Raw genomic sequence first — 10,963 nt, forward strand, 5'->3', positions numbered from 1 at the left:
ACAGGGTCTCGCGCAACGCGCGGTCGTCGGCGTAGGCCTGCACCGGCAGGTAGCACGGCATCTGCAGGGTGAATTTCCAGCCCGGTTCGTCGTCGGCCTTCGCCGCCGCGCGTGCGGCCGACACCACGTCGGCCGGCAGGCCGCCGAGGTGCTGCTTGTCCTTGATCCAGAATTCGTACTCGTCGGTCGCGTCCAGCACGTTCTGGGAGAATTTCGCCGACAGGCTCGCCAGTTCTTCCTTCACCGCGCCGAAGCGTGCCTTCTGCGCGTCCGGCAGCTCGGCGCCACCGAGGCGGAAGTCGCGCAGCGCGTTGTCCAGGACCTTGCGGCGTGCGGCATCGTAGTGCGCCGCTTCCGGCGTATCCGCCAGCGCGCGATACTGCCGGTACAGCGCAAGATTCTGTCCCAGTGCGCTCCAGAAGCGGGTCACCTTGGGCAACTGCGCGTTGTACGCGCTGCGCAGCGCGGGCGAGTTTGCGACCGCCTCCAGGTGCGTCACCTGGTTCCAGCCCCGCGACAGGCGTTCGGTCGCATCGTCCAGCGGCACCACGAAGGTCTCCCATGTCACCGGCGTGACGGATTCCGCCACCTTCACGGCCGCCTCGGCCTCGGCCAGCAACTGGTCTATGGCGGGTGCGATGTGCTCGGGGCGGATCTCGTCGAACCGCGGCAGGCCAGAGAAGTCGAGGAGTGGATTGGTCATGGCTATACCATCTGCAAAAAGGGGATTTCAGTCGGGCCAGTCGGCCCGTGCCAGCGACGGCAGGCCTCGTCCGGCGACAGCGGCGGCGATGGCATCGTCGTTCTCCACGATGGGGATGCCGCGCTCCAGATACCAGTCCCGGTTGTAGTAACTGTGCGCGTAGCGTTCACCACTGTCGCACAGGATGCTGACAATGGACCCCACCTGGCCTTCTTCGCGCATGCGCATGGCCGCCGCGAGGATGCCGACGAAGTTGGTGCCGGTCGATCCGCCAACCCGGCGACCCAGCACCGCGTTGACGTGGCGCATGGCCGCCAGGCTCAAGCCGTCGGGCACCTTCACCATCGCATCGATGCACGCCGGGATGAAGCTGGGTTCGCAATGCGGGCGACCGATGCCCTCGATCCCGGAGCCGCGCGCGCAGGTCAGCGTGGTGTCGTCGCAACCGCCGCACGCGCCCCGGTACTGGTCGAAGAACACCGAGTGCTCCGGGTCGGCACACATCACGCGCGTGGGATGACGGCGATAGCGCACGTAGCGTCCCAACGTGGCGCTGGTGCCGCCGGTACCGGGGCTGCAGACGATCCACGCCGGCACGGGATGGGGCTCGGCTTCCATCTGCTTGAAGATGGATTCGGCGATGTTGTTGTTCGCACGCCAGTCGGTGGCGCGCTCGGCATAGGTGAACTGGTCCATGAAGTGGCCGCCGCTTTCCTGCGCCAGTCGCCGCGAGACCTCGTTGATCTCCGCCGCCTGCTCGACCAGGTGGCAGCGTCCGCCCTGGAACTGGATGGCCGCGATCTTGTCGGGCGAGGTCGACGACGGCATCACGGCGATGAAGGGCAACCCGAGCAGGCGCGCGAAATAGGCCTCGGACACGGCCGTCGAACCGCTGGAGGCCTCGATCACCGGCGCGCCCTCGCGCAGCCAGCCATTCGCCAGCGACTACAGGAACAGCGAGCGTGCCAGCCGGTGCTTCAGGCTGCCGGTCGGATGGCTGGACTCGTCCTTGAGATAGACATCGATGCCGGGAAAACCGGGCAGCGGCAGCGGGATCAGGTGGGTGTCGGCAGACCGGTTGAAGTCCGCTTCGATGCGCTGGATCGCCTGCGCCGTCCAGTCACGCACTGCCATCGCCACGTGGAAGATTCCCTGCCGGGCGCCGACGCGAACGCGGCGCGATGATGGCGCGGCGGCGGGATGTGCGTGGTGGGCCGTGAAGGATTCGAACCTTCGACCAAAAGATTAAAAGTCTTCTGCTCTACCGACTGAGCTAACGGCCCGGGAACGCATCCCGGCCTTGCACCGGGACGCGCATTCTAGCGCATCGTCCGCACGGGGGCGATTCGCGCCCGTCAGGCGTAGTGGGTGGGATCCGGCACGCCGGCGTCGGCGAAGCCGGCGGCGCGCAGGCGGCAGGCGTCGCAATGGCCGCAGGCCCGGCCCTCGGCGTCGGCCTGGTAGCACGACACGGTCTGCGCGAAATCCACCCCAAGGCGCACGCCCTCGCGCACGATGTCGGCCTTGCTCATGCGCAGCAGCGGCGCCTGGATGCGCAAGCCCGCGCCTTCCACGCCTGCCTTGGTCGCCACGTTGGCGAGCTTCTCGAAGGCCTCGATGAATTCCGGGCGGCAATCCGGATAGCCCGAGTAGTCCACCGCATTGACGCCGCAGAAGATGTCGTTGGCGCCCAGCACCTCGGCCCAGCCCAGCGCGACCGACAGCATGATGGTGTTGCGGGCCGGCACGTAGGTCACGGGGATGCCGGGGCCGCCGGCCTCGGGCACGTCGATGTCATCGGTCAGCGCGGAGCCCCCGATGCTGCGCAGGTCCACGTGCACGGTCTTGTGCGCGGCGGCGCCGAGCGTAGTGGCCACGCGCGCGGCGGCATCGAGTTCGGAGGTGTGCCGCTGGCCGTAGCGCACGCTCAGCGCATGCACGGCGAAGCCCTGCTCGCGGGCGATGGCGACGACGACGGCGGAGTCCATGCCTCCGGACAGCAGGACGACGGCATTCTTCATGGGGCGATGTTTCGTGGGGTGATGGGTAGGCTACCGCAGGCGCTGCTCAGCGTCCCGGCTCGTCATCCCACAGCAGCTTGTGCAGCTGCATCTGGAAGCGAACCGGCAGGCGGTCCTCGACGATCCAGTCCGCCAGGTCGCGCGGCGACAGTTCGGACTTGCTGGGCGAGAACAGCACGTCGCAGCGCTCGGGCAAGCGATGCTCGGCCAGCATGCCGCGCGCCCACTCGTAGTCGGCGCGGCCGCACAGCACGAACTTCACCTGGTCGCGCGCGGTGAGCAGCGGCAGGTTCTCAAGGCGGTTGCGCGCCATTTCCTTGGAGCCTGGCGTCTTCAGGTCCACCACGCGCGACACGCGAGGATCGACCTCGGCGATATCGATCGCACCCGAGGTTTCCAGGGAGACGTCGAAACCGGCGTCGCAGAGCTTCTTCAGCAACACCAGGCAGCGCTTCTGCGAGAGCGGCTCGCCGCCGGTGACGCAGACGTGGCGGACGCCATGCCGGGAGACCTCGGCGACGATGTCGTCGATCTCGCGCCACTCGCCGCCGTGGAAGGCATAGGCAGTGTCGCAGTACTGGCAGCGCAGCGGGCAGCCGGTCAGGCGGACGAACACGGTGGGCCAGCCGACCGCGTTTGCCTCGCCCTGCAGGGACAGGAAGATCTCGGTGATCTTGAGGCGTTCCAGCGGGGACTGGACGATTTCGCTGGGGCGGGCGGCATCATTCATGGGGTGCGCATGATACGCCCTGCCGGTCCGGCGTCTCCGTCCGGAGCACCGGTATCTCCTAGACTCAGCGCAAGCGGCCGAGCTGGATGGCGCGCAGGCGGTCGTCGGCCGTACGGGCGACATCCGTGCCCGGGTACTTGGCGATGACCTCGCCCAGCGTGCGTTCGGCTTCGGGCAGCTTGCCGAGGCCGTAGTCGCACAGGCCGATCTTCAACAGGGCGCCTGCCGCCTTGTCGTGGGTCGGATACTGCCCCAGCAGCGCGCGGAACTGCTCCGCAGCCAGCGCGTAGTTCTGCGTGACGTAGTAGCTCTCGCCCAGCCAGTACAGGGCGTTGGGGGCGTACACGCCGCTGGGATAGAGCTGCAGGAAACTGGTGAACAATTGCGCGGCATCCGCGTAATCGCCGGCCTTGAGCTTGTCGAAGGCCACGTTGTAGGCGGCACGCTCATCACCGGCCGCGGACATCGCTCCCGTGTCCCCGTGGACGCTGGGTGGGCGCTCGGACGTAGCGGACACGACGGGCGCCGGCGCGGTGGCCGGCGCACTGCCGAGGGGGGGTGTGGCCGCGGGCGTGCCGACCGGTGACGGCGCGGCGCCGCCTTCCAGTCGGTTGAGGCGACCGTCCAGGTCGAGATACTGGTCACGGCCCCGCTGCTTGAGCTGCTCGTTCTCGTTCTGCAGCTGCTCGAGCTGGGCACGCAGCTCACGCAGTTCCGATTCCTGCTGCGTGACCTTGTTGAGCAGGTCCAGGTTCTGCTGCGGATTGTTCGCTTTCGCTTCCAGCGCGGCCACGCGATCGGCCAGGCTGACGCGCTGCGCGTGAGCGGGAGCGGCGGCCACGAGGGCCGCCGCGAGGACCAGCAGGTACGTCTTCTTCACGATCATCGTGGCGACGACGGCTTACTTGGCCGTGTAGACGATCTCGACGCGACGGTTCTGCGACCAGCAGGACTCGCTGGAATCGGTGCAGACCGGGCGCTCTTCGCCGTAGCTGACCACGGACAGCTGGCTGGCCGAACCGCCGCTGGCCTGCAGGGCGGAATTCACGGCGTTGCCGCGGCGCTCGCCCAGGCCGATGTTGTACTCACGGCTGCCGCGCTCGTCGGCGTGGCCTTCCAGCGTGATGCGCGAGGACGGACGGTCACGCAGGTACTTGGCGTGGCACCCCATGATGGCCTGGAACTCCGGCTTCAGGGCGTCCTGGTCGAGGTCGAAGTAGACCACGCGCTGGCGCAGGCAGGCGTCGGTGTCCAGGTCGCCCGGGCCGTACACGCCCGACGTGGTCGGGGTGGTCGGGGTGGTCGGCGTGGTGGTGGTGGTGTCGGCCGGCGGCGTCGGCTTCACGTCCTTCTTGCAGCCCGCCAGCACGGCGACGGACATCAGGGACAGCATCAGAACACGGGTGGTGTTGTTCATGGTCATTCCTTGCGTCATTGGAACAGGGGGACAGGTGGAGCGAGGGGTCACATTGTAGACACAAACTTAACGAGCGGTACGGTAGGGCGACCACGCAGGTTCGCGCACATCCGCATTCGCCACGACCAGACGCTGGCGTACGCGCGCATCCGCGGAGACGGCATACAGCACGCCGCGCCCGCCTTCGCGTGCGGCGTACAGCACCATGCTGGCGTTGGGGGCGAAACTCGGCGACTCGTCCAGCGAGCCCGGCGACAGCGAAGACCAGCGCGCGCCACCCAGGCTGCTGTCCATCAGGGCGATGCGGTAGTTGTTGCCGCTGCCCTGCACCACTGCCACCTTCTTGCCGTCGTACGACACCGTAGCCGTCGCGTTGTAGTTGCCTTCGAACGTCACCCGGCTGGCGCTGCCGCCAGCGGCGGGCACGCGGTAGATCTGCGGACGACCGCCGCGGTCGGAGGTGAAGTAGATGCTGCCGCCATCCGCGCTCCACACCGGCTCGGTGTCGATGGCGGACGTATTGGTGAGCTGGCGCAGCGAACGGCTGCCCAGGTCCATCACGTAGATCTCGGGATTGCCGCTGCGCGACAGCGTCAACGCCAACTGGCGGCCATCGGGCGAGAACGCGGGCGCGCCATTGATGCCGCGGAAGCTGGCGATCTTCTCGCGCGCACCGGTCGAGATGTCCTGGATATAGATGGCCGAGTTGCCGCTCTCGAAGCTGACGTAGGCCAGCTTGCGGCCATCCGGGCTCCATGACGGGGACAGCAGCGGCTCGGCCGAACGCACGACCGTCTGCGGGTTGTAACCGTCGGAATCGGCCACCATCAGCGCGTAGCGAGTTGCCTTGCCGGTGCCGGCAGCGGTGACGTAGGCGATGCGGGTCCAGAACGCGCCACGCACGCCGAGGATCTTCTCGTAGATGGCATCGGCCATCTGGTGGGCGACGTCACGCAGCGCATTCGAGCGCGCCGTCATGGCCAGGCCGAGCATGCGCTCCTTCTTGGCCACGTCGAAGAGTTCGTACTCGACGCGATAGCCGCCGTCGCCGGCATCCACCACGCGACCGACCACGATGTAGTCCTGGCGCAGGGCCTGCCAGGTCGGATACTGGATCTCGCCACCCCGGGTCGGACGCTCGGCGATGCGGGCCTCCGGCAACGTGCGGAAGGCACCCGAGCGCTCGAGGTCGGCACGGACAACTGCGGACACGTCGGTCGGCGGAGCGGCCGCGCTGCCCTGGTAGGGCATGGGCACCACGGTGATCGGCAGGGCCGAGGCGTTGCCGCCGATGATGTCGATCTCCAGACCCTGCTGCTGGGCGGACGCCAGCACCGGGGCGAGCATGAACAGGATCAAGGCGAACCAGCGCAACGGTTTCTTCATGGGCAACGACTCTGCGGTTGGGCGGGGCGGCAAAGGGATACCAGCCCCCGCGTGAACGTTTTAACAATTGTGAACGGAAGGCAGCGAAACGCGGCGTGAAGTCAGCGGTCGCGGGCCTCGAAGTTCAGCGTCAGGGTGCGGGCGAAGACGGTCTCGAAGCCACGGTACGGCAGCGGTCGCGCCTTCAGTACGGCGCGTTCGATCGAGTCCTGCCCGGCCGCATCCATGGCGCACCCCGGCTGCACTTCTGCGCTGACCACATCGCCGCCGGGCAACTGGCGGATCACCACACGGCAGCGCGTACCGACCGGGACGGACTCCGGGCGCGTCCACTGACGCAAGACAGCCTCCTGGATGGCGGCGGCATAGCGCCCCCTCAGATCCTCATCCGTGCCGCCGGTGCCCGCCGGACCGGCGGACGGCGCCTGCGTGGACGCTGCCGTGGCCGCCGCCTGGCGCGCCCGCGCATCTGCGAGCTGACGGAGCTTCTGTTCGGCCAGCTGCGCCTCGCGGGCCGCCTGCGCCCGCTGGCGCCGGATCTCCTCAAGACGCTTCTTGTCCGCCTCGGCCTTCTGCGCCGCCTCCGTGGTGATGCGCTTTTGCCTGTCCTCTTCCTGTTGGGCGGCGAGCCGGCGCTGCTGCTCGGCCTGCTCCTGGCGCTTGCGCTCGGTCAAGTCGATCTGTTCCTGGCGGCGCTTGGCCTCCTGCTCCTGTCGCGCCTTTTCCTGCGAAATCGCCTCACGGCGCGCTTCATCCTGGTCGACCTCATCCGGCACTGGAATGCGTTCCTGCGCCTGCGCCTGGCGTTCGACCGGCGCGTCCTGCGGTGCAGGCTCGGGAATCGGCTGGGGGGGCGGGACGGTGTCCTCGGGAGCCGGCTCCTGCACCGGCTCGGGCATCGGCGCCGGCTGGAAATCAAGCGCCCGTTCGACCGCCCGCGCATCGGACGACGACACGTCGAGCGTGGCCTCCATCGATTGCGAACCTGCGGCATTCAGGCGCTCGCGGTCCCACTTGAAGTACGGCGACACCAGCAGCACCACGAGCAGCAACACGTGCAGGCCGATGGCCCACGCAACCGCCCGGCCCAGCCCTTCGTCCTGCGGCAGCGTCTGTCGCTGGAAGGCTTCAGCGTGCATGGCGCGTTACTGCTTGGTCCACAGGACGACGTTGGTCACCTTGGCCTTCTTCAGCGCCTCGGTGGCGTCGATCACCCGCTGGTACGGCGCATCCGCGTCGCCTGCGAGCAATACGCGCAATTCGTTGCCCTGTTCGGCCTTGATCGGCGCCAGCATGGCCTCGAGCTGTGCCGCGTCGACGGTGCGCGGCGCCTTGTCGCCGGGCAGTTGCAGGCCCAGCCGGCCATCCGGGTAGGCGACGACGATGATCGGGTCGTTCTTGGTTTCCACGGCCTTGGCCGTGGACGACGGCAGCTTCACGTCCACGCTCAGCGTGAGCAGCGGCGCGGTCACCATGAAGATGATCAGCAGCACCAGCATCACGTCGATGTAAGGCACGACGTTGATCTCGGATTTCAGCTTGCGCCGCTTGCGGTGGACGATGCTTCCGGCCATGGGGAACTCCGCTTACTCGGCTGCGTTCTGGCGCTGGAGGATGGAGCTGAACTCTTCGGCGAAGCTCTCGTAGCGCACCGCCAGCCGCTCGACGCGGGTGGTGAAGCGGTTGTACGCCCACACCGCGGGAATCGCGACGAACAGGCCGATCGCCGTGGCGAACAGCGCTTCCGAAATGCCCGGCGCGACGGCGGCGATGCCTGCCTGCTCGCCGCTGTTGAGCATGTCGTGCATCGTCACCATGATGCCGAACACCGTACCTACGAGGCCGACGTAAGGCGCGGTGGAGCCGATGTTGGCGAGCAGTTCCAGGTTGCGCTCGAGCTGGTCGACTTCGCGCGTATAAGTCACGCGCATGGCGCGCTGTGCGCCTTCCAGCTGCGCGCGTCCGTCAAGGCCGCGCTTGTCGCGCAGGCGGGTGAACTCGCGGAAGCCCGCTTCGAAGATCGCCTCCAGGCCGGTCACCACGCGATTGCGGTCGGCGGCGCCGGCGTAGAGCTTGTGCAGTTCGGCGCCCGACCAGAAGCGGCTCTCGAACTCGTCGGCATCACGGTTGGCGTTCTTGAACACGCGACCCTTGCGGAAGATGATCACCCAGCTGATCAGCGACCCGGCCAGCAGCAGCAGCACGATCAACTGCACCGGCAGGCTCGCCTTGAGCATCAGGTCGATGTAGTTGATGCCGCTATGCACGGTGGCGGCGGCCGCATCGGCCGTCGCGGCGGCGGTCTCCGGCGGCAACGCCTCCACCACGGTGTCCTGGAAGGCCAGTAGCGTTGCGATCATCCGTCGTTCCTCGTCGTTCGGTTCGTGTTGCGCATCAGGTCAAAGCGGACGGCCCGGGGTTTCGAGCCGGCGGAATTCGTCATACAACGCCTCGGGCAGCGCAACGGGTCTGAAACCCGAGGCACTCAGCGCCGCCACCTTCACCTCAGCGGTCAGCAGGACTTCGCCGTCCCGCTCGATGGACTGGGCGAAGACCACGCTGGCCCGCTTGCACTGGTGGATGCGCGCCGACACGTGCAGCAGATCGTCCAACCGCGCGGGACGCAGGAAATCCAGGCGCATCGCGCGGACGGCGAACACCAGGTCGTGGGTCTGGCGCAGTCGTTCCTGGGCATGGCCCCGGGCCCGCAACCATTCGGTACGGGTCCGTTCGAGGAAAGCAACGTATTGCGCGTGGTACACCACGCCACCGGCGTCGGTATCTTCCCAATAGACGCGTGTCGGAAAGATGAACGGCACCGCCTCCGCGGCGATCCTCGTCGAATCAGTAGTCAACGCATGCGCTCCCGCACCCTGTGGTGCATACCAACCTGTAACCAGTGCCGCTCAGAACAGTTCACCGGACGCATCGCCCGGTTCGGGAACGCGCCCCTTCGGCGTGAGTCCCAGGTGCAGGTACGCCTTGCGGGTCGCCATGCGTCCGCGAGCGGTGCGGATCAGGAAACCCTGCTGGATCAGATAGGGTTCGATGACATCTTCCAGCGTGCCCCGCTCCTCGCTGAGCGCGGCAGCCAGGGACTCGACGCCCACCGGACCGCCATCGAAACTGTCGACGATGGTGCGCAGCATGCGGCGGTCGAGTTCGTCGAAGCCCTCGGGGTCCACCTTCAGCATCTGCATCGCCGCGCGCGCGACATCGACGTCGATATGACCGTCGGCCTTGACCTGCGCGTARTCGCGCACGCGGCGCAGCAGGCGGTTGGCGATGCGGGGCGTGCCGCGGGCACGGCGCGCGATCTCCGCGGCGCCTTCCGGCACGCAGTCCATGCCCAGGATGCGCGCGGAGCGCTGCACGATACGGGTCAGCTCTTCGGGCGAGTAGAACTCGAGTCGCTGCACGATGCCGAAGCGGTCCCGCAGCGGAGCGGTCAGAAGACCGGCGCGGGTGGTGGCGCCGATCAGGGTGAACGGTGGCAGGTCGAGTTTGATCGAACGGGCCGCAGGGCCCTCGCCGATCATGATGTCGATCTGGAAATCCTCCATCGCCGGGTACAGCACTTCCTCGACGACGGGCGAGAGGCGATGGATCTCGTCGACGAACAGCACGTCGTGCGGCTGCAGGTTGGTCAGCAGCGCCGCCAGGTCGCCGGCTTTCTCGATCACCGGGCCCGAGGTCACGCGCAGGTTCACGCCCAGCTCGTTGGCGATCACGTGGCTCAGCGTGGTCTTGCCGAGGCCGGGCGGCCCGAAGATCAGCACGTGGTCCAGTGCCTCGCCGCGTCCTTTCGCCGCCTGGATGTAGATGTCCAGCTGTTCGCGCACCGGCTTCTGGCCGAGATACTCGTCCAGCCGCTTCGGCCGGATGCTGGCCTCGATGGCGTCGTCTTCGCGGGTGGCGGAGGAATCGATGATGCGGTCGGCGGTCATGGCCCCATTATGACGGACCGGCTGTGCTTGCGACCGCGCGATCAGGCCGCCACGACAGGCCGTGACCTCATCCCGCGCGTCAGCCGCTCGTAGGAGGCATGCCACGCCCATTCCAGCGGCCCCCGCTTCGCATGTCGCTGCCACGCGTGGGCGAACACCATCACGCAGGCCGCAACCGCCGCGTAGGCCGCGATCGTTACCGGCACCGAAGCGGCATCCGGAACACGCCGCGCCAACCCCAGTCCCCAGTCGTAGCAAAGGGCGGACGCCAGCAGGTTCTGCAGCACATACCCACTCAATGCCATGCGGCCCACCTCGGCCAAGCGCTGTCCGAGGAAGCCGGGTGTTGGCCGCCGCTGGAACGCTTCCGCGACCGCCGCCAGGAGTCCCACCGCCACGAATGGCGCGCTGCCGTAGCGGCCGGCCATGATGCCTGCTTCGCCTCCGAACACGCCCAGCGCCATGTCGATGGGCCACGCCAGCCCCAGGCCGATGACCATCAGCCAACGGCGCAGGCGCGCGCCGCGCGCCTCGAACACGCCCGCATCGAGCAGGCGCGCCCCGGCCAGGAACAACGCCACGCTCATCGGTGCGATGAAGATCATTTCCTGGCGGAAGAGCCAGACGTGGTCGATCCGCGCCACCACCAGGTCCCACCAGCTCGCATTGACCGTGGCCGTCCCGACGGCCGGCTCGGCCGCGAGCTGGTCACCCCACAGCGCCAGCGCAACGACGATGATGCCCAGGAACATCAGGTGG

At 67.8% G+C, this 10,963-nt stretch carries 11 protein-coding genes, 1 tRNA gene and 2 pseudogenes; all 14 read right to left on the reverse strand.

Annotated elements, in window-relative coordinates; genetic code table 11:
* Positions 1-703: pseudogene (locus AC04L7_RS05285) on the reverse strand (oligopeptidase A); the annotation flags it as partial.
* Between the two features lie 27 nt (positions 704-730).
* Positions 731-1,837: pseudogene (locus AC04L7_RS05290) on the reverse strand (PLP-dependent cysteine synthase family protein).
* Between the two features lie 73 nt (positions 1,838-1,910).
* A tRNA-Lys gene (locus tag AC04L7_RS05295) sits at positions 1,911-1,986 on the reverse strand.
* Between the two features lie 72 nt (positions 1,987-2,058).
* A complete protein-coding gene (gene queC / locus AC04L7_RS05300) occupies positions 2,059-2,724 on the reverse strand; it encodes a 7-cyano-7-deazaguanine synthase QueC (protein ID WP_435997042.1) in 666 nt (221 codons plus the stop codon).
* A 46-nt stretch (positions 2,725-2,770) separates the two neighbouring features.
* Positions 2,771-3,454 (reverse strand): 7-carboxy-7-deazaguanine synthase QueE, encoded by a 684-nt coding sequence (gene queE / locus AC04L7_RS05305; RefSeq protein ID WP_435997040.1) that lies wholly within the window; start codon positions 3,452-3,454, stop codon positions 2,771-2,773.
* 64 nt (positions 3,455-3,518) lie between these two features.
* Positions 3,519-4,334: a tol-pal system protein YbgF gene (gene ybgF, locus AC04L7_RS05310; RefSeq protein ID WP_435997038.1), complete on the reverse strand. Its 816-nt coding sequence runs from the start codon at positions 4,332-4,334 to the stop codon at positions 3,519-3,521.
* 21 nt (positions 4,335-4,355) lie between these two features.
* Positions 4,356-4,871 carry a peptidoglycan-associated lipoprotein Pal gene (gene pal, locus AC04L7_RS05315; RefSeq protein WP_299340768.1) on the reverse strand — a complete coding sequence of 172 codons (516 nt, stop codon included), beginning with the start codon at positions 4,869-4,871 and terminating at the stop codon, positions 4,356-4,358.
* A 66-nt stretch (positions 4,872-4,937) separates the two neighbouring features.
* A complete protein-coding gene (gene tolB / locus AC04L7_RS05320; protein WP_299340766.1) occupies positions 4,938-6,257 on the reverse strand; it encodes a Tol-Pal system beta propeller repeat protein TolB in 1,320 nt (439 codons plus the stop codon).
* Positions 6,258-6,358: 101 nt separating this feature from the next.
* Positions 6,359-7,396: a cell envelope integrity protein TolA gene (gene tolA, locus AC04L7_RS05325; protein WP_296279780.1), complete on the reverse strand. Its 1,038-nt coding sequence runs from the start codon at positions 7,394-7,396 to the stop codon at positions 6,359-6,361.
* Between the two features lie 6 nt (positions 7,397-7,402).
* Complete coding sequence (locus AC04L7_RS05330; protein ID WP_296279778.1) at positions 7,403-7,831, reverse strand: ExbD/TolR family protein; 429 nt, start codon at positions 7,829-7,831, stop codon at positions 7,403-7,405.
* A 12-nt stretch (positions 7,832-7,843) separates the two neighbouring features.
* Entirely contained in the window at positions 7,844-8,617 is a 774-nt protein-coding gene (gene tolQ / locus AC04L7_RS05335; RefSeq protein ID WP_435997035.1) for a protein TolQ, read from the reverse strand.
* 39 nt (positions 8,618-8,656) lie between these two features.
* Positions 8,657-9,112, reverse strand: coding sequence for a tol-pal system-associated acyl-CoA thioesterase (gene ybgC / locus AC04L7_RS05340; protein ID WP_296279776.1), 456 nt, complete (start codon positions 9,110-9,112; stop codon positions 8,657-8,659).
* Positions 9,113-9,163: 51 nt separating this feature from the next.
* Positions 9,164-10,204 carry a Holliday junction branch migration DNA helicase RuvB gene (ruvB, locus tag AC04L7_RS05345; RefSeq protein ID WP_296279775.1) on the reverse strand — a complete coding sequence of 347 codons (1,041 nt, stop codon included), beginning with the start codon at positions 10,202-10,204 and terminating at the stop codon, positions 9,164-9,166.
* Between the two features lie 41 nt (positions 10,205-10,245).
* Positions 10,246-10,963: DUF418 domain-containing protein (locus AC04L7_RS05350; protein ID WP_475512645.1), on the reverse strand; the 718-nt coding region annotated here is incomplete at its 5' end.

The organism is Pseudoxanthomonas sp. LjRoot204_2, from assembly GCF_056175765.1.

Excerpts from the sequence above, each read along its gene's own strand:
- queE (WP_435997040.1), bottom strand. The coding sequence starts at position 3,454 with ATGAATGATGCCGCCCGCCCCAGCGAAATCGTCCAGTCCCCGCTGGAA.
- tolQ (WP_435997035.1), bottom strand. The coding sequence starts at position 8,617 with ATGATCGCAACGCTACTGGCCTTCCAGGACACCGTGGTGGAGGCGTTG.
- pal (WP_299340768.1), bottom strand. The coding sequence starts at position 4,871 with ATGAACAACACCACCCGTGTTCTGATGCTGTCCCTGATGTCCGTCGCC.
- AC04L7_RS05330 (WP_296279778.1), bottom strand. The coding sequence starts at position 7,831 with ATGGCCGGAAGCATCGTCCACCGCAAGCGGCGCAAGCTGAAATCCGAG.
- tolA (WP_296279780.1), bottom strand. The coding sequence starts at position 7,396 with ATGCACGCTGAAGCCTTCCAGCGACAGACGCTGCCGCAGGACGAAGGG.
- queC (WP_435997042.1), bottom strand. The coding sequence starts at position 2,724 with ATGAAGAATGCCGTCGTCCTGCTGTCCGGAGGCATGGACTCCGCCGTC.
- tolB (WP_299340766.1), bottom strand. The coding sequence starts at position 6,257 with ATGAAGAAACCGTTGCGCTGGTTCGCCTTGATCCTGTTCATGCTCGCC.